Consider the following 23,054-nt stretch of genomic DNA (forward strand, 5'->3'; position numbering starts at 1 on the left):
TCTGAGATAGCCTCAACCGCATGGCAGACGACTACCTCGTACGTATCGGCAAGCTCATCCGTGACGCCCGACAGCACCGGGGCTGGACGCAGTCACAGCTTGCCGAGGCGCTCGGCACCAGTCAGAGCGCCGTCAATCGCATCGAGCGCGGCAACCAAAACATCAGCCTTGAGATGATCGCCCGTATCGGTGAAGCACTGGACAGCGAAATCGTCTCTCTGGGCTACGCGGGCCCGATGCATCTGCGGGTGGTCGGCGGTCGTCGGCTCTCCGGCGCGATCGACGTCAAGACGAGCAAGAACGCGTGCGTGGCCCTGCTCTGCGCCTCGCTCCTCAACAAGGGGCGCACGGTGCTGCGCAGGGTCGCCCGCATCGAGGAGGTCTACCGCCTGCTGGAGGTGCTGAGCTCCATCGGGGTGCGCACCCGGTGGATCAACGGTGGCGTCGACCTCGAACTCGTGCCGCCGGCCGAGCTGGACATGGGCGCCATCGACGCCGAGGCCGCCGTCCGCACGCGCTCGATCATCATGTTCCTCGGCCCCTTGCTGCACCGCATGGACGCCTTCCGGCTGCCCTACGCCGGCGGCTGCGACCTCGGCACCCGGACCATCGAGCCGCACATGATCGCGCTGCGCCGGTTCGGCCTGGACGTCGCCGCGACCGAGGGCCAGTACCACGCCCGGGTCGACCGCGAGGTCCGCCCCGACCGCCCGATCGTGCTGACCGAGCGCGGCGACACCGTGACGGAGAACGCGCTGCTCGCGGCCGCCCGCCACGACGGCGTCACCGTCATCCGCAACGCCTCCTCCAACTACATGGTCCAGGACCTGTGCTTCTTCCTGGAGACGCTGGGCGTCAGGGTCGAGGGCATCGGCACCACCACCCTCACCGTGCACGGTGTGCCGCACATCGACGTGGACGTCGACTACTCCCCCTCCGAGGACCCGGTCGAGGCGATGAGCCTGCTGGCCGCGGCCGTGGTGACGGAGTCGGAGCTGACCGTGCGCCGGGTGCCGATCGAGTTCCTGGAGATCGAACTCGCGGTCCTGGAGGAGATGGGGCTCGACCACGACCGCACGCCGGAGTACTTCGCGGACAACGGCCGCACCCGCCTCGTCGACCTCACGGTCCGCCCCTCCAAGCTGGAGGCGCCGATCGACAAGATCCACCCGATGCCGTTCCCCGGCCTGAACATCGACAACGTCCCGTTCTTCGCGGCCATCGCGGCGGTCGCGCAGGGCCAGACCCTCATCCACGACTGGGTCTACGACAACCGCGCGATCTACCTGACGGACCTCAACCGGCTGGGCGGACGCCTCCAACTCCTCGACCCGCACCGGGTGCTGGTGGAGGGCCCGACCCGCTGGCGCGCGGCGGAGATGATGTGCCCGCCGGCCCTGCGCCCCGCCGTGGTGGTCCTGCTGGCGATGATGGCGGCCGAGGGCACGTCCGTGCTGCGCAACGTCTACGTCATCAACCGCGGTTACGAGGACCTGGCCGAACGGCTCAACTCGGTGGGGGCGCAGATCGAGATCTTCCGGGACATCTGAGCGGTTCGCGGCGGCGGGGTCCGGGCCGGCCGGGTCCGGGCTCCGGGGCCCGGCCCGCCGGGTCCGGGCGGTGGCGGCGGTCGCCCTTCCGGTCCCCTCCGGGTGGGCTCCGCCGTACCCAGGGCCGGTCGGCCCGGCTCCGGAGCCCCGACCCGGCCGCGCGGCCGATCGCCTATCTTGGCGCCTATGCAGTCCTACACCATCGGCCAGGCCGCCCGGCTGCTCGGCGTGAGCCCCGACACCGCGCGGCGGTGGGCCGACGCCGGGCGGGTGCCCACGCACCGGGGCGAGGGCGGGCGACGCCTCATCGACGGCAGGGACCTGGCCGCCTTCTCCGTCGAACTGGCCCAGGGCGGGGGCGGCGAGGAGACCCTCTCCCACACCTCCGTCCGCAACGCCTTCCCCGGCATCGTCACCGCCGTCAAGCTCGGCGACGTGGCGGCCCAGGTGGAGATCCAGGCGGGCCCGCACCGGCTGGTGTCGCTGCTGACGCGGGAGGCCGTGGAGGAGCTCGGCCTGGAGGTCGGGGTCGAGGCCACCGCCCGGGTGAAGTCGACGAACGTGCACATCGACCGCACCTGAGCAGGGCTACGGTTCCGGCACCGGAGCCGCCTTCCCGTAGGAACGCACATGCCAGCCTGCCGGATCGGGTTTCCCGCTCATGCGATGCGACAGGGGACTTCCGCCTGGCATCTGCGTCACTATGATCGGCATAATCGGCATCCGCGGCCTTGCCGACGGTGGAGCCGGGACGACGAGGACCAGAGGGAGCGGACCTGTGATGACCCCTACCGCGCGCCGGAGCCGGCGGGCCCTGCGGACGGCCGGCGCGGGTGCCGCAGCACTGCTGGCCCTGAGCGCCTGCTCGTCGTCCGACTCGGACTCCTCGTCCTCGGAGCCGTTGTCGTCCGCGTCGGGCCGGCTGTCCGGCACGGTGACCGTCTTCGCCGCCGCCTCCCTCAAGGAGAGCTTCACGACGCTGGGCCAGCGGTTCGAGCAGGCCCACCCCGGCACCCACGTCACCTTCAGCTTCGGCGGCAGCGACTCCCTGGCCGCGAGCATCACCGGCGGCGCCCCGGCGGACGTGTTCGCCTCGGCCAGCCCCAAGACGATGAAGATCGTCACGGACGCCCAGGACGCCTCGGGCACGCCCGTCACCTTCGTGCGCAACCAGTTGGAGATCGCCACCCTGCCCGGCAACCCGGACGACGTGCGGTCGCTGAAGGACCTCACGGACAAGGACCTGAAGGTCGTGCTGTGCGACAAGGAGGTGCCCTGCGGCGCAGCCGCGCAGAAGGCCCTCGACGCGAGCGGGCTCGAGCTCACCCCGGTCTCCTACGAACAGGACGTCAAGTCCGCGCTGACGAAGGTCGAACTGAAGGAGGCCGACGCGGCCGTCGTCTACAGGACCGATGTGCGCGCGGCGGGTGACAAGGTGGAGGGCGTGGAGTTCCCCGAGTCCGCCGACGCCGTCAACGACTACCCGATCACCCTGCTCAAGAGCGCCCGGAACACGGCCACCGCAAAGGCGTTCATCGCGCTCGTGCGGTCCGCCGAGGGCCGGAAGGTCCTGACCGGGGCGGGGTTCCTGAAGCCGTGACCCGTACAGACCCGACCGACGCCGGGACCGAGACCCTGCGGGGCGGCCCGCGGCGTCGGCGTGTCCGCGCGCCCGGCGGCGGTGTGCCGCTGCCCCTGCTCGTGCCCGCGCTGCTCGGCCTGGCCTTCCTGACCGTGCCGCTGGTCGCGCTTCTGGTACGGGCCCCCTGGCGCGGCATGCCCGAACAGCTCACCGGCGCCGCCGTGTGGCAGGCGCTCCAGCTCTCCCTCGTCTGCGCCACGGCAGCGACCGCGGTGAGCCTGGTGATCGGGGTCCCGCTGGCCTGGCTGCTGGCCCGCGTCGAGTTCCCCGGCCGCGGTCTGGTCCGTGCCCTGGTCACCCTGCCGCTGGTCCTCCCACCGGTCGTCGGCGGTGTCGCGCTGCTCATGGCGCTGGGCCGCAACGGGGTCGTCGGCAAGTGGCTCGACGCCTGGTTCGGGATCACGCTGCCCTTCACCACGGCCGGGGTGGTGGTCGCCGAGGCGTTCGTGGCGATGCCCTTCCTCGTCATCAGCGTGGAGGGCACCCTGCGGGCCGCCGACCCGCGCTACGAGGAGGCGGCGACGACCCTGGGCGCCTCCCGCTTCACCGCGTTCCGACGGGTCACGCTGCCGCTGATCGCGCCGGGTGTCGCGGCGGGCGCCGTACTGGCCTGGGCGCGGGCGCTCGGCGAGTTCGGCGCGACGATCACCTTCGCCGGCAACTTCCCCGGCCGTACCCAGACCATGCCGCTCGCGGTGTACCTCGCCCTCCAGAGCGACCCGGAGGCGGCGATCGCCCTCAGCCTGGTCCTGCTGGCCGTCTCCGTGGCGGTACTGGCGGGACTGCGCGACCGTTGGATGGCGACCGGATGACGGGGACGGGCGGGGGCGGGGCAGCCGGAGGCGGGGCGGCCGGGGGCGGGGCGGCCGGGGGCGGGGCGGCCGGGGGCGGGGAGCAGGCGTGGCGTGGCCACCGTGACCGCGAGACACCCCGGACCGACGACGACATCATGGCGACCGGAAGCGGTGACAGCACCGTCGCCGGCGAGACCCAGCGCACCACCACCAACCCGACCACAAGAAACCCCAGCACTACCAACCCGACCACCAGCACCAGCCCCGCCACCGCCAACCCCAGCACCACCGGCCTCGACGCCCGCCTGGTCGTGGACCGCGGTGCCTTCCGCCTCGACGTGTCCCTGGCCGTCGCCCCCGGTGAGGTCGTCGCCCTGCTGGGTCCGAACGGTGCCGGAAAGACCACCGCTTTGCGCGCCCTCGCCGGTCTCACGCCGCTCACCAACGGCCATCTGCGGCTGGACGGGGCCGCGTTGGAGCGCACGCCTCCGGAGTCCCGCCCGGTCGGCGTCGTCTTCCAGGACTACCTCCTCTTCCCCCACCTCAGCGCCCTCGACAACGTCGCCTTCGGCCCCCGCTGCCAGGGCGCGACCAGGGCCCGGGCGCGGGAGCAGGCCGCCGAGTGGCTGGACCGCATGGGTCTCGCGGCCCACGCGAGCGCCAAGCCCCGCAAGTTGTCCGGAGGCCAGGCCCAACGCGTCGCCCTGGCCCGCGCCTTGGCCACCCGCCCCCGGCTGCTGCTGCTCGACGAGCCGCTGGCCGCCCTCGACGCCCGCACCCGCCTGGAGGTCCGTTCCCAACTCCGGCGCCACCTGGCCGACTTCGAGGCCGTCGCCGTACTCGTCACGCACGACCCGCTGGACGCGATGGTCCTCGCCGACCGCCTCGTGGTCATCGAGCACGGCGAGGTCGTGCAGGAGGGCGTCCCGTCCCACATCGCCCGCCGTCCGCGCACCGACTACATCGCCCGGCTCGTCGGCCTGAACCTCTACCGGGGCGAGGCCGACGGCCACACGGTCCGCCTCGCGGACGGACCCTCGCTCACGACCACGGAGGACCTCACGGGTCCCGTGTTCGTGGCGTTCCCGCCGAGTGCCGTGACCCTCTACCGCGAGCCCCCCGCCGGCGCGAGCGCCCGCAATCACTGGCGGTGCGAGGTGGCCGGCCTGGAGACCCACGGCGACCAGGTCCGCGCCGACCTCACGGGCGAGCTCCCCCTCGCGGCGGACCTCACGACGGTGGCCGCCGCCGAACTGGACCTGCACCCGGGCGCGGAGGTCTGGGCGGCGGTCAAGGCGGTGCAGACGCACGCGTATCCCGTCTGAGAGCGGGCCCCCAGGGGGCCGAGCCGACGGGCTCACGGGTGATCACGGCTCCGGAGCCTCACCCGGACGGCCGACCGGACAGGCCGCCCGCACCTGTCGTCCTTAGCCTGAACGGGTGCGGGGTGCGCCGGCCCCACCCCCGGTCGGCCCTCAGCCCGCAGGAGGACACCATGACGCACACCCCACCCGCACTGCGGTGCGCGAGCCGGCACTCCGGACCACGCGACGGGGAGGAGTGCGGGGCCCGCGCCCGCTTCGAGATCGCCTGCCACGCCCGGCCACCGCTGATCGTGTGCCCGCAACACCTGGGACCCGCACTGCTGTTGGCGGAGGGCGTGCTGTGGCCGCCGGAGATCACACTCGTACGGTGAGCGCCGTGGGCGACAGCCGCCGGCGCGGGCAGGCGTCCTCGCTCAGCCCTTCGTCAGCGTGATGTCCCGCTGCTCGGCCGCGTGGAAGCGGGGCAGCGGCAGGCCGCCCTGGAGGCGGAGTTCCATGAGGGTGGCCTCGACCCGGGCCGGACCCGGCTCGAGGACGTCCGAGGTGGGCTTGCCCGTGTTCTCCCACCTGTGCTCCACGCCGTCGCACACCGCGCGGGTCCCGCCGATGCCGTGCCGGACCGACGGGGAGCTCCCGCTCACGGAGGAGCTCACGAACACCGGGCCCGAACCGCCGGTGCAGCGGTAGGTCCCGGACAGGGTCACGGTGCCGTCCGCGGCGACACGGCCGAGGGGGTCGACGGTGACGGTCTCGTTCGCGTCGGCGCTCGCGGGCAGTGCGGGGACGGCCAGCAGGAACAGCGCGGCGGCGAGAGCGGGGCGAAGGGGGCGAGCGGGCATGGGGGTACCTCCCGGTTGAGTGGAGTGGGGGCCTCCACTGCTACCGGGAACACGCCCGGAGAGCCGTGATCGTCACCCCTTCGGTGGCGAGTCCGCACCGAGCGTCGTGGAACCGTCCGAGAGTTGTCCGCGTGTTGTCACGCTTCATGTCGGGCCGTTCCGATGAGTTCGCGACGGGAGCATGGTCTACCCATACGGATACGGACCCCATACGGACGGTCCACCGAATGTGGAGGTGCGCCATGTGTTCTCACCGCTCTTCGTGCACTGCGTCCGACAGCACCACCGCGCACATCGTCGCCGCCCACCCCGAGCAGGGCTGGAACCTGCTGTGCGACGGCGCGATCGTCTTCGACGACACCGGCGAGCTGCTCCCCGACGGTCGCGTCGTCGCACCGCACCGGGTCCCGGCCGACCAGCTCGCCGTCGCCGCCTGACCGCGACCGCGCACCGCGCGAACCCCGGGGAACCGGCGGTCCTAGGGCAGCACCGCGAAGCCGTCGAGTTCGACCGCGGCCTGGTCGTCCCAGAGCCGCACGACCTCGACGACGGCCATGGCGGGATAGTCCCGTCTCGCCGACTCCCGCCAGATACGGCCCAGTTCGCGGGCATGGGTGCGGTAGGCGGCGATGTCGGTGGTGTAGACGGTGACCCGTGCGAGGTCGGCCGGGGTGCCGCCGGCGGCCGCGAGGGCGGTGAGCAGGTTGGTGAGCGCCCGCTCGAACTGCTCGGGCAGCGACTCCCCCACCACCTTGCCGTCGGCGTCCAGGGCCGTCTGCCCCGCGAGGAAGACGAGCCGCGAGCCGGTGGCGACGACCGCGTGCGAGAACCCCGTGGGCGGGGACAGTTCGGGCGGGTTGATGCGCTCGGCGCTCACGACACCTCCAGGTCGGCGTACAACTCCTTGGCGATGATGCCCCGTTGCACCTCGCTGGCCCCCTCGTAGATGCGCGGGGCGCGCACCTCCCGGTAGAGGTGCTCCAGCAGATGACCGCGTTGCAGGGCCCGTGCGCCGTGCAGCTGCACCGCGGTGTCGACGACGTACTGCGCGGTCTCGGTGGCGAGCAGCTTCGCCATCGCCGCGCGCTTCGGCACGTCCGGGGCGCCTTCGTCGTACGCCGTCGCCGCCGCGTACACCATGAGGCGGGCCGCGTCCGTGCGCAGGGCCATCTCGGCGACCGTGTGGGCCACGCTCTGGAGGTCCCGCAGCTTGCCGCCGAAGGCGTCCCGTCGGGAGGTGTGGGCGAGGGTCGCGTCCAGCGCCGCCTGGGCCATGCCGACCGCGAAGGCGCCGACGCTGGGCCGGAAGAGGTTCAGGGTGCCCATGGCGACCCGGAAGCCGCGGTCGACCTCGCCGAGGACGTCGTCGGCGCTCACCGGCACGGCGTCGAAGGCGAGGGCGCCGATCGGGTGCGGGGAGAGCATGTCGAGGGCGGTGCCGGTGAGTCCGGGACGGTCGGCGGGCACGAGGAAGGCGGTCACTCCGCGGGCTCCGGCGCCGGGGGTGGTCCGGGCGAAGACGGTGTAGAAGTCGGCCTCGGGGGCGTTGGAGATCCAGCACTTATCCCCGGTCAGCCGCCAGCGGGCGGAGCCGTCGGACTCGGCGACGGGGCCGGCGGTGCGGGACGGGTTCGAGGGCGGACCGGCCGGGGACGGCCCGCCGTTCCCCTCCCCCTCCCCCTCCGCCCGCAGTCCCAGCGCCGCCGCGTCCGACCCGGCCCCCGGCTCGCTGAGCGCGAACGCGGCCACCGCGCTGCCCTCGCCGACCGCCGGCAGCCAGCGGTCGCGCTGGGCGGGGGTGCCGTGGGCGTGGACGGGGTGCGCGCCGAGGCCCTGGAGGGCGAGGGCGGTCTCCGCCTCCGTGCAGGCGTGGGCGAGGGACTCGCGCATCAGGCAGAGGTCGAGGGCGCCGGAGGTGAACAGCCGCTCCAGCAGGCCCAGTCGGCCGAGTTCGGCGACCAGCGGCCGGTTCACCCGGCCCGGCTCGCCCTTCTCCGCCAGGGGGCGCAGGCGGTCCGCGGCGAGGGCGCGCAGTTCCGCACACCGGGCGGTCTGTGACGGTTCGAGCGAGAATGCGGGCATCGCCGGTCCTCTCTCGTCGACAGGGCCCTCCGACGATATCGCGTGCCGTTGACTGTCGTCACCAACACGATACGCTCCTTGTGCGAGCCCACCATCGACGCCCACAAGGCGGCCCACGCGGCCCGGAAGGCAAGGGGGCGACCCGCCATGAACGCCTCGGCCCACGTCGACACCTTCGCGCGCGACCACCTCCCGCCCTCCGACCAGTGGCCGGAGCTCCGCTTCGACCTGCCGGAGCTGCGGTACCCCGATCGGCTGAACTGCGCCGCCGAGCTGCTGACGGGACCGCCCGACGACCGCCCCGTCTTCCGCACCCCGGCCGGGGAGACATGGACGTACGGCACGCTGCGCACCCGTGTCGACCGGATCGCGCACCTCCTCACCGGCGATCTCGGGGTCGTCCCCGGCAACCGGGTGCTGCTGCGCGGCCCGACCACGCCCTGGCTCGCGGCCTGCTGGCTGGCCGTGCTGAAGGCGGGCGCGGTCGCCGTGACGGTGCTGGCCCAGCAGCGTCCGCACGAGCTGGCCACGATGTGCGGGATCGCGCGCATCGAGCACGCCCTGTGCGACATACGTTCCGTGGACGATCTCGCCAAGGCCGAGATACCGGGCCTGCGGATCACGACGTACGGCGGCGACTCCCCCGACGACCTCCTGAACCGCGAGGCGCCCGGGACGCCGTACCCGGCCGTGCGGACCGCGGCCGACGACGTGGCGCTCATCGCCTTCACCTCCGGGACCACCGGGCGCCCCAAGGGCTGTATGCACTTCCACCGGGATGTGCTCGCGATAGCCGACACCTTCTCCAAGCATGTGCTTCAACCACATGCGGATGACGTCTTCGCCGGGAGTCCCCCGCTCGGATTCACCTTCGGTCTCGGCGGTCTGGTGATCTTCCCGATGCGGGCGGGCGCCAGTTCCCTCCTCCTCGAACAGGCCCACCCGAAGCAGTTGCTCCCGGCGATCGCCGAGCATCGCGTCTCCGTCCTGTTCACCGCCCCCACCGCCTACCGCGCCATGCTCGACGAGCTCGACGCGCACGACGTCTCGTCCCTGCGCCGCTGCGTCTCGGCCGGCGAGAACCTGCCCGCGGCCACCTGGCAGGCCTGGCGGGAGCGGACCGGACTGCGGATCGTCAACGGCATCGGCGCCACCGAGCTGCTGCACATCTTCATCTCCGCGGCCGACGAGCACATCCGGCCCGGGACGACCGGTGTGCCGGTACCCGGTTGGCACGCGCGCGTGGTCGACGAGAGCGGTCACGAGAAGCCCGACGGCGAGCCCGGACTGCTCGCCGTGCGCGGCCCCGTCGGCTGCCGCTACCTCGCCGACCCCCGCCAGCGCGAGTACGTGCGGGACGGCTGGAACATCACCGGCGACACCTACGTCCGCGAGAGCGACGGGTACTTCCGCTATGTGGCCCGCGCGGACGACATGATCATCTCGGCGGGGTACAACATCGCCGGACCCGAGGTCGAGGACGCCCTGCTGCGGCACCCGGACGTGGTCGAGGCGGCGGTCGTGGGCAGGCCCGACGAGGCACGCGGACAGGTCGTCGTCGCCTACGCCGTCCTCAAGGAGGGCGCCGAACGCGACGCCGAGGCGCTGCGCACCTTCGTCAAGGGCGAACTGGCGCCCTACAAATGCCCGCGCGAGATCGTCTTCCTGGACGCGCTGCCGCGCACCGCGACCGGCAAGCTCCAGCGGTTCAGGCTGCGCACCGATGGTGACCAGCAGTGATCCACACGACCTAAGATGATCAACGTGTCCGACCAGCATGCACCACGGTCTCTCATCGTCACGCTCTACGGAGCCTACGGCCGCTTCATGCCGGGCCCCGTGCCCGTCGCCGAGCTGATCCGGCTGCTGGCCGCGGTCGGCGTGGACGCCCCCTCCGTACGGTCGTCGGTGTCCCGGCTCAAGCGGCGCGGGCTGCTGCTGCCGGCCCGCACGGCGCGGGGCTCGGCGGGGTACGAACTGTCGCCGGACGCCCGCCAACTGCTCGACGACGGCGACCGGCGCATCTACGCGGTGGCCCCGCCCGAGGACGAGGGCTGGGTGCTCGCGGTGTTCTCGGTGCCCGAGTCGGAGCGCCAGAAGCGGCACGTGCTGCGCTCACGGCTGGCCGGGCTCGGCTTCGGCACGGCTGCACCCGGGGTGTGGATCGCCCCGGCGCGGCTGTACGAGGAGGCCCGCCACACGCTCTGCCGGCTGCGGCTGGACCCGTACGTCGACCTCTTCCGCGGGGAGCACCTCGGATTCGCCGCCACCGCCGAGGCGGTCGCCCGCTGGTGGGACCTGGCCGCGATCGCCAAGGAGCACGAGGCGTTCCTCGACCGACACGCAGGCGTGCTGCGCGCCTGGGAGGAACGGGCCGACACCCCGCCCGAGGAGGCCTACCGCGACTACCTCCTCGTCCTCGACTCCTGGCGCCACCTCCCCTACGCCGACCCCGGACTGCCCGCCGGGCTGCTCCCGGAGGACTGGCCGGGCGAGCGGGCGGCGGCGGTGTTCCGGGGCCTGCACGAGCGACTGCGGGACGCGGGGGCCACGTTCGCCGGGCTGTGATCCCACGATCTCAACTCCCCAGCGTGAGCCGGGGCCTGGGGGCGTCGGTACGCCCGGTCTGCGGCCGCCGGCTGCCCGCGCGGTACGGGTCGGGCCAGACGGCGCCGGGGCCGTCGTACCCCTGCTCGGCGGCCGCGTGCAGGGTCCAGTGGGGGTCGTAGAGGTGCGGTCGGGCCAGCGCGCACAGGTCCGTGCGACCGGCCAGGATCAGTGAGTTGACGTCGTCCCAGGAGGAGATCGCGCCGACCGCGATCACCGGGACGCGGATCTCGTGGCGGATCCGGTCCGCGTACGGCGTCTGGTACGAGCGCCCGTACTCCGGCTGTTCCCCGGCCACGACCTGCCCGGTCGACACGTCGATCGCGTCGGCGCCGTGCGCGGCGAAGGCGCGGGCGATCTCGACGGCGTCCTCGGCCGTGTTGCCGCCCTCGGCCCAGTCGGTGGCGGAGATGCGGACGGTCATGGGCCGTTCCTGCGGCCACACCTCCCTGACGGCGTCGAAGACCTCCAGCGGGAACCGCAGGCGCTTGGCGAGCGAGCCGCCGTAGGCGTCGGTGCGCCGGTTGGCCAGCGGGGAGAGGAAGCTCGAGAGCAGGTAGCCGTGGGCGCAGTGCAGTTCGAGGAGGTCGAACCCGGCGCGGGCGGCCCGCCAGGCGGCCTGTGTGAACTGGAGGCGGATGTCGGTCAGTTGGGCGCGGCCGAGTTCGCGCGGGGTCTGGTTGACGGGCGTGTACGGGATCGCGGACGGCGCCACGACCGGCCAGTTGCCCTCGGGCAGCGGTTCGTCGATGCCCTCCCACATCAGCTTGGTCGAGCCCTTGCGGCCGCTGTGGCCGAGCTGCACGCCGATCGCGGTGCCCGGTGACCGCTCGTGCACGAAGGTCGTGATCCGCTTCCACGCCTCGGCCTGCCTGCCGTTGTAGAGGCCGGTGCAGCCGGGCGTGATGCGCCCCTCGGGAGAGACGCACACCATCTCGGTCATCACCAGCCCGGCGCCGCCGAGGGCCCGGGCGCCCAGGTGGACCAGGTGGAAGTCGCCGGGGACGCCGTCGGTGGCGGAGTACATGTCCATCGGCGACACCACGACCCGGTTGCGCAGGGTCAGGCCGCGCAGCCGGAACGGGGTGAACATCGGGGGCGTGTCCGGCGGGCAGCCGAACTCGCGTTCCACGGCACCGGTGAAGCGGGGGTCGCGCAGGCGCAGGTTGTCGTGGGTGACGCGGCGGCTGCGGGTGAGCAGGTTGAAGGCGAACTGGCGGGGCGGCTGGTCGAGGTAGAGGCCGAGGTTCTCGAACCACTCCAGGCTGGCGCGGGCGGCGCGCTGGGTGGAGGCGACGACGGGTTTGCGCTCCGCCTCGTAGGCCGCCAACGCCGTTTCCAGCGACGGCTGTTCGTCGAGGCAGGCGGCCAGGGCGAGGGCGTCCTCCACGGCGAGCTTGGTGCCGGAGCCGATGGAGAAGTGGGCGGTGTGGGCCGCGTCGCCGAGCAGCACGGTGTTGCCGTGCGACCAGTGTTCGTTGACCACGGTGCGGAAGGTGGTCCACGTGGAGTTGTTGGAGCGCAGGGGGCGGCCGCGGAGGGCGTCGGCGAAGATCTTGGCGCAGCTCTCCGTCGACTCCTGCACAGGGACCTCGTCGAAGCCGGCGGCCCGCCAGACCTCCTCGCGCATCTCGATGATCACGGTGGAGGCGTCGGGCGCATAGGGGTAGCCGTGGAGCTGCATCACGCCGTGTTCGGTCTCGGCGATCTCGAAGCGGAAGGCGTCGAAGGCGAAGTCGGCGGCGAGCCAGATGTAGCGGCAGTGGTGGGCGGTCAGATGCGGGCGGAACACATGTGCGTGGGCCCCGCGTGTCGTGCTGTTGACTCCGTCGGCGGCGATGACGAGGTCGTGCGTGTCAGCGAGGTCGGACGGGGCCCGGGTGCGGAAGCGAAGGTCCACACCGAGGGCGCGGCAGCGGTCGTGCAGGATCTCGAGGAGCCGTCTGCGCCCCAGCGCGGCGAAGCCGTGGCCTCCGGAGGTGTGCCGTACGCCCCGGTGCACGATGTCGATGTCGTCCCAGCGGACGAAGTCCTCGCACAGGGCCTCGTAGACCTGCCGGTCCGCGTGTTCGATGCCGCCGAGGGTCTCGTCGGAGAGGACCACGCCGAAGCCGAAGGTGTCGTCGGGGGCGTTGCGTTCCCAGACGGTGACCTCGCGGGCCGGGTCGAGACGCTTCAGCAGGGCGGCCGCGTAGAGTCCGCCGGGACCTCCGCCGACGACGGCCACCCGGAGGGGGTTCACCGTCCGCTCCATTTCGGTGGCCTCTTCTCCGTGAACGCCGCGTGGAATTCCCGGTAGTCCTCGCCGTTCATCAGCAGGGCCTGTGTCGAGGCGTCCAGTTCCACCGCGGCCGCCAGCGGCATGTCCAGCTCCGCCGTCAGCAGCGCCTTGGTCTGGGCGTACGCCAGCGCCGGGCCCTCGGCAAGGCGCCGGGCCAGGGCCCGGGCGGCCTCGTCGGCGCCGCCCTCCTGGGTCAGTTCGCTGATCAGGCCGATGCGTTCGGCCTCGGCGGCGCGGACCGGTTCGCCGAGCATGAGCAGACGGGTGGCGTGGCCGAGGCCGACCACGCGGGGCAGCAGATAGGCCGCGCCCATGTCGCCGCCGGAGAGGCCGACGCGGGTGAAGAGGAAGGCGAAGCGGGCCGAGGGGTCCGCGACCCGGAAGTCGGCCGCGAGGGCGAGGACCGCGCCCGCGCCCGCCGCCACCCCGTGCACGGCGGCGATCACCGGGAACGGGCACTCCCGCACGGCCCGGACCACCTGGCCCGTCATCCGGTTGAAGTCGAGGAGCTGGGCGGTGTCCATGGCGAGGGTGGCGCCGATGATCTCGTCTACGTCCCCGCCGGAGCAGAAGCCGCGGCCCTCGCCGGCCAGGACCAGGGCCCGCACGGAACGCTCGCGGGACAGTTCGGCGAGCAGGTCGCGCAGGTCGGCGTAGGCGCCGAAGGTGAGCGCGTTGAGCTTGTCGGGGCGGGCGAGCGTGATCGTGGCGACGCCGTCGGCGAGGTCGACGCGCAGGTGCTGCCAGTCGGGGGTGCGGGCGGCGGAGCCGGTGAAGGGGCTCATGTCCGTGCGGCCTCCTCGTGCTCGGGCGGGGTGCGAGGTTCGAGGTGCGCTCTGCCCTTCGAAGCTATCACTCATCTTTGACTGTCGTCACGAGTGCGCGATAGGGCACTGCGGATGTGACCTGGCCCCGTCACATCCGTCACGGCTCGTCGACAGCCCGGCAACGGCGGGATCGGCCGCGCGAGGCAAGCCGTTGCTACGGGTAAGCCGCCTGCCGAGGGGGCCGAAGGTCCCGTACGGTGCCCGCCGGACGACTCGTCCGACGGCGCCGTACCATTCATACGGTTGAAAGCAGGACAGCCTGCTCATGAACGGACCCGCCTTGCAAGATCGCCCTCCAGCCTCCGCCTCCTGGCGCATCGCGCTGCCGCATTCCGCCGCGGCCGTGCCCGTGGCACGCGCTCTGGTCCGCACCGCGCTGGCCGAGCTGGAGCACGGGGCGGACTGCGACACCGCGGAGCTGCTCACGGCCGAGCTGGTGGCCAACGCCGTGGAGCACACCGCCGGCGACACCCCGATAGAGCTGGTCGTGGAGCTGCTGCCGACCGGCTGCCAGGTGGAGGTGCACGACCCGGACCCGGCGCCCCCGGGCCACCTCACCCGCCCGGACGCCGGGGAACCCGACCCCTGGCAGGAGCACGGCCGGGGACTGCTGCTGATCAGGGCGCTCAGCTCGTCGTGCGGTCACCGCCCGACCGAGACCGGCAAGGCGGTCTGGTTCCGCCTTCCGGTGGTGCCGCCCCAGTGGCACCCGGCGTGACGCTCAGGCCAGGGTCGCCACCAGCACGGCCTTGATCGTGTGCAGACGGTTCTCCGCCTCGTCGAACACGACCGAGTGCGCCGACTCGAACACCTCGTCCGTGACCTCCAGGGACTCCAGTCCGTGGGTCTCGAAGATCTCCTGCCCCACCTTCGTGCCGAGGTCGTGGAAGGCGGGCAGGCAGTGCAGGAACTTGACGTCCGCGTTCCCCGTGGCCCGCAGCACGTCCATGGTCACGGCGTACGGCGACAGCGCGGCGATCCGCTCGTCCCACACGTCCTTCGGCTCCCCCATCGAGACCCAGACGTCGGTGGCGACGAAGTCGGCCCCCCGCACGCCCTCCTCCGGCGACTCGGTGAGGGTGATCCGCGCCCCGCTGTCCACGGCGAGCGCCCGCGCCCGCTCGACGACCTCCTGCGCGGGCCAGTAGGACTTCGGCGCGACGATCCGTACGTCCATCCCCAGCAGCGCACCGGTGACCAGGTAGGAGTTGCCCATGTTGAACCGCGCGTCGCCGAGGTAGGCGAAGGCGATCTCCCGGACCGGCTTCGCGGTGTGCTCGGTCATCGTCAGCACGTCGGCCAGCATCTGCGTGGGGTGCCAGTCGTCGGTGAGCCCGTTGTAGACCGGCACACCGGCGTGGGCGGCCAGCTCCTCCACCTTCTGCTGACTGTCCCCGCGGTACTCGATCCCGTCGTACATACGGCCCAGCACGCGCGCGGTGTCCCGCACGGACTCCTTGTGCCCGATCTGCGAGCCGGACGGGTCGAGGTACGTCGTGGAGGCGCCCTGGTCGGCGGCGGCGACCTCGAACGCGCAGCGGGTGCGCGTGGAGGTCTTCTCGAAGATCAGCGCGATGTTCTTCCCGCTCAGGCGGCGGGTCTCGGTCCCGGCCTTCTTGGCGGCCTTCAGCTCGGCGGCCAGCTCGACCAGGCCGAGGAACTCCTCCGCCGTGAAGTCGAGCTCCTTGAGGAAGTGGCGCCCGGCGAGGGCGGTGGGAACAGTCGCCATGGGAGGGCGCTCCAGAGGGACGGGAACAGGACCTTGGAAGTCTATACGATGTTCAGCATTTCTATACAGACGCTCGCTCCACCGGGCAGCTCATGCAGCGCGGACCACCCCTGCCCCGCCCCAGTTCGCTGCCCGGGATCTCGATGACCTCGATGCCCTGCTTGCGCAGATGGGTGTTGGTGGTGGCGTTGCGCTCGTAGGCGACGACGACGCCCGGCTCGACCGCGAGGACGTTGCAGCCGTCGTCCCACTGCTCACGCTCGGCCGCGTGCACGTCCTGGGTGGCGGTCAGCACCCGGATCTCGTTCAGCCCGAGGGCGGCGGCGATCGCGCGGTGCATGTGCTCCGGCGGATGGTCGGTGACCTTGAGCTCCTTGTCGCCGACGCCCGGTTCGATGGTGTACGACCGGAGCATGCCGAGCCCGGCGTACTGGGTGAAGGTGTCGCCGTCGACCATCGTCATCACGGTGTCGAGATGCATGAAGGCCCGGCGTTTCGGCATGTCCAGGGCCACGATCGACTGCGCGGAGCCCGCGGCGAACAGCTTGTGCGCGAGCATCTCGACGGCCTGGGGCGTGGTCCGCTCGCTCATGCCGATGAGGACGGCGCCGTTGCCGATGACGAGGACGTCACCGCCCTCGATGGTGGACGGGTAGTCGGCCTGCCCCTCCGACCAGAGGTGGAACGTCTCGTCGCGGAAGAGCGGGTGGTGACGGTAGATCGCCTCGAAGTGGACGGTCTCGCGCTGCCGGGCGGGCCACTTCATCGCGTTGACCGAGACGCCGTCGTAGATCCAGGCCGAGGTGTCGCGGGTGAACAGGTGGTTGGGCAGCGGGGCGAGGAGGAAGTCGTCGAGATCCATGACGTGGAAGCGCACGGAGGTCGGCTCCGGGTGCGCGTCCAGGAACTCCCGCTTGGTCATGCCGCCCACGAGGGCCTCCGCGAGCTCCCCGGCGGGCAGCGCCTCGAAGGCGGCCCGCAGGTGGTCGGTGGCCAGCGGGCCGTACTCCTTCTCGTCGAAGACGTGGCCGAGCACGAGGGAACGGGCCGCCGGGACCTCCAGGGCCTCGGCGAGCAGGTCGCCGAAGAGGTGCACGGCGACACCGCGGTCGCGCAGCACGTCGGCGAACCCGTCGTGCTCGGCGCGCGCCCGGCGCACCCACAGGACGTCGTCGAAGAGGAGTGCGTCCTTGTTGCTGGGGGTGAGCCTTTTGAGCTCGAGATCCGGCCGGTGCAGGATGACGCGGCTGAGCCGCCCGGCCTCGGAGTCGACATGGAATCCCATGCCTCCATCCTGACCGGCGGGGGCCCTGTTGACGCCCCCGTCCGCCCCGCTTCTTGTTCTCGTCCCCTTGACGACAATACGTCCCTCCAGTTATCGTCCAACAGACGAAAAGAGGGGTTTCGATGGCCGACATCACCCGGCGCCTCGGCTGGCGCCACCTGCGCGGGGCGCCCACGGCGCACATCCGGCACCACCGCGGCGGCAAGCTGCTGCACGACGGTCCGGGGCTCAGCTTCTGGTTCCGCGCACTGACCGCCGCGCTCTCCGAAATCCCGGTGGACGACCGTGAGTTGGCCATGACCTTCCACGCCCGTACGTCCGACTTCCAGGACGTGGCGGTCCAGGCGACCGTCACCTACCGGATCGGCGACCCGGCCCTCGCGGCGGCCCGCCTGGACTTCTCGATCGACCCGGACACCGGGGTGTGGCGGGGCGCTCCCCTGGAGCAACTGGGCACGCTCCTCACGGAGACGGCCCAGCAGCACGCGCTCGCCGTACTGGCCCGCACCCCCCTCTCCGCCGCCCTGGTCGACGGGGTCACCGCGGTGCGCGAGCGGGTCGCGGCCGGCCTGGACGCCGAGCCCCGGCTGCCGGCCACCGGCATCGAGGTGGTCGCCGTCCGTGTGATGGCCCTGAGACCCGAACCGGAGGTGGAGCGGGCCCTGCGCACCCCGGCCCGCGAGCAGATCCAGCAGGAGGCCGACCGGGCCACCTACGAACGGCGGGCCGTCGCCGTGGAGCGCGAGCGGACCATCGCCGAGAACGAACTGGCCAGCAAGATCGAACTCGCCCGCCGCGAGGAGCAGTTGGTCGAGCAGCGGGGAACCAACGCCCGCCGGGAGGCCGAGGAGCACGCGGCGGCGGACGCGGTACGGGCCGAGGCGGAGGCGACGCGTTCGGTACGGCTGGCCCGCGCGGAGGCCGAGGGGGTGCGCGCGGTCGGTGACGCGAAGGCACAGGCGCAGGCCGCCTGGCTGAAGGTGCACGAGGACGTCGGGGTCGCCACCCTGCACGCCCTCACCGGGACCCGGCTCGCGGAGAACCTGCCGCACATCGACAGCGTGACGATCTCCCCGGACGTGCTGACGGGGCTGCTGGCCAGGCTGGGCGCGCGGGAGCCGGAGTGAGTCTCGCGCCGCGGGCCGTCCTGGTCCACCGCACCACGGAGTACGCGGAGCTGGTGGCCCACCACGGCACACACGGCCAGGCCGCCTTCTTCCTCTCCTCCCGGGGCCGGGACATCGCGGAGGTCGCCGAACGCCACGAGCGCACCCGCCGGGCGCTCGCCGAGGTGACCGCCGCGATCCCGCTGACCTGGCGTCAGGCACGGGTGGAGCGGGGCGACCTGGACCGGTTCCTGTTCGCCCCGGAGGACGTCGTGATCGTGGTCGGCCAGGACGGGCTGGTGGCCAACGTGGCCAAGTACCTGTCCGGACAGCCGGTGCTGGGCATCGACACCGAACCGGGGCGCAACCCCGGCGTCCTGGTACGGCACCGCCCGCGGGACACGGCGAAGCTGCTCGCGGCGGGCGGGGCGAGCGTCGACGAGCTGACGATGGTCGAGGCCGTCGCGGACGACACCCAGCGGCTCGTCGCACTGAACGAGATCTACCTGGGCGCCGCCGGCCATCAGACCGCCCGGTACCGCCTGGGCCTGGAGGGCGACGGGGGTGTCGTCGAGGCCCAGGCGTCCTCCGGGGTGCTGGTGGGGACGGGGACCGGAGCCACGGGCTGGCTCCGGTCCGTGTGGCAGGAGCGGGGCGCCGCCCTGCGGCTGCCGGCCCCGACGGAGACCCGGCTGGTCTGGTTCGTCCGCGAGGCCTGGCCCTCCCCGGCCACCGGCACCTCACTGACCGCCGGGGAACTCCCCGCCCCCGCCCGGCTGCGGCTCACCGTCGAGTCCGAGCGCCTGATCGCCTTCGGGGACGGGATGGAGGGCGACTCGCTGGAGCTGACGTGGGGGCAGACCGTGGAGGTGGGGGTGTGCGGGGAGCGGTTGCGGCTGGTGGGGTGAGGGGGTGACCGGTGGGTCACCCCCTCAGGTGCGGCCCGGCGGCTCAGAGCCGCGGGTCGACCGGCTCCGACTCCAGTGCCAGCACCCCGAACACCGCCTCGTGCACCCGCCACAGCGGCTCGCCCTCCGCCAGCCGGTCCAGGGCCTCCAGGCCCAGGGCATACTCGCGGATCGCGAGGGAGCGCTTGTGGTTCAGGAACCTGTTGCGCAGGCGGTCGAGGTTCTCCGGGCGGGTGTACTCGGGGCCGTAGATGATCCGCAGGTACTCCCGGCCGCGGCACTTGATGCCGGGCTGGACCAGTCGTCCCTCCGTGCTGCGGACCACCGCGCCGAGCGGCTTGACGACCATGCCCTCGCCGCCGCGGCCGGTCATCTCCAGCCACCAGTCGACGCCCGCCCGCACCGACTCCGGGTCACCGGTGTCGACGTAGAGGCGCCGGGTGGTCTGGAGCAGGCCCGTGCCGTCGTGCTCCACCAGGCGGTCCAGCAGGGCCAGTTGCTCGTCGTGCGGGAGCCCGGCGAGGCTGCGGCCCTGCACCGCGAGGACCTGGAACGGGGCCAGGCGGACGCCGTCCAGGCCGTCGGTGGTCCAGCAGTAGCGGCGGTACGCCTCGGTGAACGCGCTTGCCGCGTCGGCCCGTTCCCGCTGCCGGGCCAGCAGGTCCGACACGTCCACGCCCCGATCGGCGGCGCCCCGGAGCGCGGCCAGCGCACCCGGGAACACCGCGCCGGACGCGGCGCCGACAGCCGCGTACTGCGACCTCAGCAGACCGGCCGCCTTCAGGGACCACGGCATCAGCTCGACGTCCAACAGCAGCCAGTCCGTGGCGAGTTCGTCCCACAGACCCGCCGCGCCGATCGCCGTCCGCAGGCGGTCGAGGATCGTCTCGGTCACCGACTCGTCGTCGAAGAACGGGCGGCCCGTGCGGGTGTACAGCGAGCCCGTCGGTCCGTCCACCCCGAAGCGCCTGCGGGCCGTCTCCGCGTCCCGGCACACCAGGGCCACCGCCCGCGAGCCCATGTGCTTCTCCTCGCACACGACCCGCTCGACCCCGTCCCCGGCGTACTGCGCGAACGCCTCCGCGGGGTGCTCCAGGTAGCCCTCGACGCGGCTGGTCGCCGTCGGGGCCATGGTCGGCGGAAGGTACGGCAGCAGCCGCGGGTCCACCGCGAAACGGCTCATGACCTCCAGGGCCGCGGCCGCGTTCTCCTCGCGGACCGCCACCCGGCCCTGGTGCCGGGTCTCGACCGCCCGGCGGCCGTGCACGTCGGCGAGGTCGAGCGGCCGGCCGTCCTGGCCGCCGGGAGCCTCCGACCTCAGCGGCTTCGCCGGCTCGTACCAGACCCGCTCCGCCGGTACGTCGACCAGCTCCCGCTCCGGCCAGCGCAGCGCCGTGAGCTTGCCGCCGAACACCGCGCCGGTGTCCAGGCAGATGGTGTTGTTGAGCCAGGTCGCCTCCGGGACCGGGGTGTGGCCGTAGACCACGGCGGCCCGGCCCCGGTAGTCCTCCGCCCACGGGTAGCGCACCGGCAGCCCGAACTCGTCGGTCTCCCCGGTCGTGTCGCCGTACAGGGCGTGCGAACGGACCCGGCCGGAGGTGCGGCCGTGGTACTTCTCCGGCAGACCGGCGTGGCAGACGACCAGCCGGCCGCCGTCGAGGACGTAGTGGCTGACGAGTCCGTCGATGAACTCGCGGACCTCGGCCCGGAACTCGTCCGACTCGGCCTCCATCTGCTGGATGGTCTCCGCGAGGCCATGGGTGTGCTGGACCTTGCGGCCCTTGAGGTGACGGCCGTACTTGTTCTCGTGGTTGCCCGGCACGCACAGCGCGTTGCCCGACTTGACCATCGCCATCACGCGCCGCAGCACCCCCGGGCTGTCCGGGCCGCGGTCGACGAGGTCGCCGACGAAGACCGCGGTACGGCCCTCGGGGTGGACCCCGTCGACGTAGCCCAGCTTGCCGAGCAGCGACTCGAGTTCGGCGGCGCAGCCGTGGATGTCGCCGACGATGTCGAAGGGGCCGGTGAGGTGGGTCAGGTCGTTGAAGCGCTTCTCGGTGACGACGGTGGCCTGCTCGATGTCGTCGACCCCGCGCAGGACGTGCACCTTGCGGAAGCCCTCGCGCTCCAGGTGGCGGACGGAGCGCCGGAGTTCGCGGATGTGGCGCTTGATGACCCGGACCGGCATGTCGGCCCGGTCGGTGCGGCCGGCGTTGCGCTGGGCGCACACCTCCTCGGGCACGTCCAGGACGATGGCGATCGGCAGCACGTCGTACTTCTTGGCCAGGTCGATGAGCTGGCGCCGGGAGTCCGACTGCACGCTGGTCGCGTCGACGACCGTGCGGCGGCCGGCGGCCAGCCGCTTGCCCGCGATGTAGTGCAGGACGTCGAAGGCGTCCTTGGTGGCGCCCTGGTCGTTCTCGTCGTCGGAGACCAGGCCCCGGCAGAAGTCCGAGGAGATCACCTCGGTCGGCTTGAAGTGCCGGCGGGCGAAGGTGGACTTGCCGGAGCCGGAGGCGCCGACGAGGACGACGAGGGAGAGGTCGGTGACGGGCAGGGTGCGCCCCGTGCGCTGGGTCTCGGTCATGCCGCCTTCGCCTCCTTCTCGGGCTTCGTCACGGCGGTGCTCAATTCAAAAACGGCCATCTGGGTCGGAGGTCCTACCTCCGGGTCGTCCGGTCCCACGGGTGTGAACTCCACGTCGTAGCCGTGCCGTTCGGCCACCGACGAGGCCCAGGCGCGGAACTCCTCGCGTGTCCACTCGAAGCGGTGGTCGCCGTGCCGGACGTGCCCGGCCGGGAGGGACTCCCAGCGGACGTTGTACTCGACGTTCGGGGTCGTCACGAGGACGGTCCGGGGGCGGGCCGCGCCGAACACCGCGTACTCCAGGGCCGGCAGCCGGGGCAGGTCGAGGTGCTCGATCACCTCGCTGAGCACGGCGGCGTCGTACCCCTTCAGCCGCTTGTCGGTGTACGCGAGCGAGCCCTGGAAGAGCTTGACGCGCGAGGCCGTCCGCTCCCCCATGCGGTCCAGCTTGAGCCGCCGGGAGGCGATGGTCAGGGCCCGCACCGACACGTCGACGCCGACGATCTCGGTGAACGCCGGGTCCTTGAGCAGTGCCTGCACCAACTGGCCCTGTCCGCAGCCGAGATCGAGGACGCGGGCGGCACCGGCGGCACGCAGCGCCGTCAGGATGGCCTCGCGGCGCTGGACGGCGAGCGGGGTCGGCTTCTCCTCGCTCTCGGTCTCCGCCGCGACGGCGTTGTCGATGTCCTCGACCTCGGTGTCGTCGGACTCCGCGAGCCGCACCAGCTCCAGGCGTTCCATCGCCTCGCGCGTCAGCGACCAGCGGCGGGACAGATAGCGCCTGGTGATCAGTTGCTGCTCCGGGTGCTCGGGCAGCCAGCCCTCACCGGCCCTGAGCAGCTTGTCGACCTCGTCGGGGGCCACCCAGTAGTGCTTGGCGTCGTCGAGGACCGGCAGCAGGACGTACAGGTGCCGTAGGGCCTCGGCGACGGTGAGCCGCGTGGACTCCAGTTCGAGGCGGACGTAGCGCGAGTCGCCCCACTCCGGGAACTCCGCGTCCAGCGGCACCGCGTCGGCGGTCACGGTCCAGCCGAGCGGCTCGAACAGCCGCCGGACGAGCTCCGGACCGCCGCGGGCCGGAAGCGCGGGCACCTCGATGCGCAACGGCCGCGGCTGCGCGGGCAGTTCGGGCCTGGCGTGGCACACTCCGCGCATCGCGCTGGAGAAGACCGCGCTCAGCGCCACCGCGAGCAGCGAGGAGGCCGCGTAGGGGCGGTCGTTGACGTACTGCGCGAGGGCCGCGTCGGGGGCGCCGCCGCGTCCCTTGCCCTTGCCGCGCCTGACCAGCGCCACCGCGTCGACCTCCAGCAACAGCGCGGCCGTGCAGCGCTGATCGTCCGCCTCGGGGTACAGGACGTGCGCCCTGCCGTAGGAGGTGGAGAACGCCTGCGCCTTGTCGGGATGCTTGTGCAGCAGGAAGCCGAGGTCGGTGGCGGGGCGTTCGGGAGTGCCGGTGGTACTGATCGTCAGAAACATGCGCGTGGCCTTTCCGG

General features: G+C 72.5%; 21 protein-coding genes. 12 read left to right on the plus strand and 9 right to left on the minus strand.

Annotated elements, in window-relative coordinates:
• The first annotated feature begins 20 nt into the window (after positions 1–20).
• The 6 genes from ACIQJT_RS30915 to ACIQJT_RS30940 all read left to right on the plus strand — a co-directional run bounded on the left by ACIQJT_RS30915 (position 21) and on the right by ACIQJT_RS30940 (position 5,682).
• Positions 21–1,550, plus strand: coding sequence for a UDP-N-acetylglucosamine 1-carboxyvinyltransferase (locus ACIQJT_RS30915; RefSeq protein WP_365456694.1), 1,530 nt, complete (start codon positions 21–23; stop codon positions 1,548–1,550).
• A 186-nt stretch (positions 1,551–1,736) separates the two neighbouring features.
• On the plus strand, positions 1,737–2,132 hold the full coding sequence (locus ACIQJT_RS30920) for a molybdopterin-binding protein (RefSeq protein ID WP_402649051.1): 396 nt from the start codon (positions 1,737–1,739) through the stop codon (positions 2,130–2,132).
• Positions 2,133–2,331: 199 nt separating this feature from the next.
• Positions 2,332–3,150 carry a molybdate ABC transporter substrate-binding protein gene (modA, locus tag ACIQJT_RS30925; RefSeq protein WP_402649054.1) on the plus strand — a complete coding sequence of 273 codons (819 nt, stop codon included), beginning with the start codon at positions 2,332–2,334 and terminating at the stop codon, positions 3,148–3,150.
• A complete protein-coding gene (modB, locus tag ACIQJT_RS30930) occupies positions 3,147–4,004 on the plus strand; it encodes a molybdate ABC transporter permease subunit (protein WP_402649057.1) in 858 nt (285 codons plus the stop codon). The genes modA and modB overlap by 4 nt, the downstream gene beginning before the upstream one ends.
• A gap of 137 nt (positions 4,005–4,141) precedes the next feature.
• A complete protein-coding gene (locus tag ACIQJT_RS30935) occupies positions 4,142–5,311 on the plus strand; it encodes an ABC transporter ATP-binding protein (protein WP_402649060.1) in 1,170 nt (389 codons plus the stop codon).
• Positions 5,312–5,481: 170 nt separating this feature from the next.
• Positions 5,482–5,682, plus strand: a complete 201-nt coding sequence (locus ACIQJT_RS30940) for a hypothetical protein (protein ID WP_365456682.1) — start codon at positions 5,482–5,484, stop codon at positions 5,680–5,682.
• A gap of 42 nt (positions 5,683–5,724) precedes the next feature.
• On the opposite strand, the gene ACIQJT_RS30945 is transcribed toward ACIQJT_RS30940, so the two are convergent.
• Positions 5,725–6,150, minus strand: a complete 426-nt coding sequence (locus ACIQJT_RS30945) for a DUF6299 family protein (protein WP_402649064.1) — start codon at positions 6,148–6,150, stop codon at positions 5,725–5,727.
• Positions 6,151–6,392: 242 nt separating this feature from the next.
• On the opposite strand from ACIQJT_RS30945, the gene ACIQJT_RS30950 reads away from it, so the two are divergent.
• On the plus strand, positions 6,393–6,587 hold the full coding sequence (locus ACIQJT_RS30950; RefSeq protein ID WP_365456676.1) for a DUF5999 family protein: 195 nt from the start codon (positions 6,393–6,395) through the stop codon (positions 6,585–6,587).
• A 41-nt stretch (positions 6,588–6,628) separates the two neighbouring features.
• On the opposite strand, the gene ACIQJT_RS30955 is transcribed toward ACIQJT_RS30950, so the two are convergent.
• Positions 6,629–7,027 carry a RidA family protein gene (locus ACIQJT_RS30955; RefSeq protein ID WP_402649068.1) on the minus strand — a complete coding sequence of 133 codons (399 nt, stop codon included), beginning with the start codon at positions 7,025–7,027 and terminating at the stop codon, positions 6,629–6,631.
• Positions 7,024–8,232, minus strand: a complete 1,209-nt coding sequence (locus ACIQJT_RS30960) for an acyl-CoA dehydrogenase family protein (protein WP_402649071.1) — start codon at positions 8,230–8,232, stop codon at positions 7,024–7,026. Before ACIQJT_RS30960 ends, ACIQJT_RS30955 begins: the two co-directional genes overlap by 4 nt.
• A gap of 147 nt (positions 8,233–8,379) precedes the next feature.
• Between ACIQJT_RS30960 and ACIQJT_RS30965 the strand changes: the two genes are divergently transcribed.
• Positions 8,380–9,972 carry an AMP-binding protein gene (locus tag ACIQJT_RS30965; protein ID WP_402649297.1) on the plus strand — a complete coding sequence of 531 codons (1,593 nt, stop codon included), beginning with the start codon at positions 8,380–8,382 and terminating at the stop codon, positions 9,970–9,972.
• Positions 9,973–9,987: 15 nt separating this feature from the next.
• Complete coding sequence (locus ACIQJT_RS30970; RefSeq protein WP_402649074.1) at positions 9,988–10,800, plus strand: PaaX family transcriptional regulator C-terminal domain-containing protein; 813 nt, start codon at positions 9,988–9,990, stop codon at positions 10,798–10,800.
• A 10-nt stretch (positions 10,801–10,810) separates the two neighbouring features.
• Here ACIQJT_RS30970 and ACIQJT_RS30975 read toward each other — a convergent pair whose 3' ends face one another.
• A complete protein-coding gene (locus tag ACIQJT_RS30975) occupies positions 10,811–13,093 on the minus strand; it encodes a bifunctional salicylyl-CoA 5-hydroxylase/oxidoreductase (protein WP_402649077.1) in 2,283 nt (760 codons plus the stop codon).
• Complete coding sequence (locus ACIQJT_RS30980) at positions 13,078–13,905, minus strand: enoyl-CoA hydratase family protein (RefSeq protein ID WP_402649080.1); 828 nt, start codon at positions 13,903–13,905, stop codon at positions 13,078–13,080. The genes ACIQJT_RS30975 and ACIQJT_RS30980 overlap by 16 nt, the downstream gene beginning before the upstream one ends.
• A 307-nt stretch (positions 13,906–14,212) precedes the next feature.
• Here ACIQJT_RS30980 and ACIQJT_RS30985 point away from each other — a divergent pair, with 307 nt between their 5' ends.
• Positions 14,213–14,665, plus strand: coding sequence for an ATP-binding protein (locus tag ACIQJT_RS30985; protein WP_365456658.1), 453 nt, complete (start codon positions 14,213–14,215; stop codon positions 14,663–14,665).
• A 3-nt stretch (positions 14,666–14,668) separates the two neighbouring features.
• On the opposite strand, the gene argF is transcribed toward ACIQJT_RS30985, so the two are convergent.
• Together argF and ACIQJT_RS30995 are read right to left on the minus strand one after the other, a co-directional pair.
• On the minus strand, positions 14,669–15,676 hold the full coding sequence (gene argF / locus ACIQJT_RS30990) for an ornithine carbamoyltransferase (protein ID WP_402649083.1): 1,008 nt from the start codon (positions 15,674–15,676) through the stop codon (positions 14,669–14,671).
• A gap of 61 nt (positions 15,677–15,737) precedes the next feature.
• Positions 15,738–16,961: an arginine deiminase gene (locus ACIQJT_RS30995; protein ID WP_402649086.1), complete on the minus strand. Its 1,224-nt coding sequence runs from the start codon at positions 16,959–16,961 to the stop codon at positions 15,738–15,740.
• Positions 16,962–17,083: 122 nt separating this feature from the next.
• Between ACIQJT_RS30995 and ACIQJT_RS31000 the strand changes: the two genes are divergently transcribed.
• A complete protein-coding gene (locus ACIQJT_RS31000) occupies positions 17,084–18,088 on the plus strand; it encodes an SPFH domain-containing protein (RefSeq protein WP_365456649.1) in 1,005 nt (334 codons plus the stop codon).
• Positions 18,085–18,975: a hypothetical protein gene (locus ACIQJT_RS31005; RefSeq protein WP_402649090.1), complete on the plus strand. Its 891-nt coding sequence runs from the start codon at positions 18,085–18,087 to the stop codon at positions 18,973–18,975. Before ACIQJT_RS31000 ends, ACIQJT_RS31005 begins: the two co-directional genes overlap by 4 nt.
• Before the next feature lie 43 nt (positions 18,976–19,018).
• Here ACIQJT_RS31005 and ACIQJT_RS31010 read toward each other — a convergent pair whose 3' ends face one another.
• Together ACIQJT_RS31010 and ACIQJT_RS31015 are read right to left on the minus strand one after the other, a co-directional pair.
• Entirely contained in the window at positions 19,019–21,562 is a 2,544-nt protein-coding gene (locus tag ACIQJT_RS31010) for a polynucleotide kinase-phosphatase (protein ID WP_402649093.1), read from the minus strand.
• A complete protein-coding gene (locus ACIQJT_RS31015) occupies positions 21,559–23,037 on the minus strand; it encodes a 3' terminal RNA ribose 2'-O-methyltransferase Hen1 (RefSeq protein ID WP_402649096.1) in 1,479 nt (492 codons plus the stop codon). The genes ACIQJT_RS31010 and ACIQJT_RS31015 overlap by 4 nt, the downstream gene beginning before the upstream one ends.
• Positions 23,038–23,054: the final 17 nt, after the last annotated feature.

The sequence above is a fragment of the Streptomyces sp. NPDC091972 genome, assembly GCF_044756385.1.
Taxonomy (GTDB): domain Bacteria; phylum Actinomycetota; class Actinomycetes; order Streptomycetales; family Streptomycetaceae; genus Streptomyces.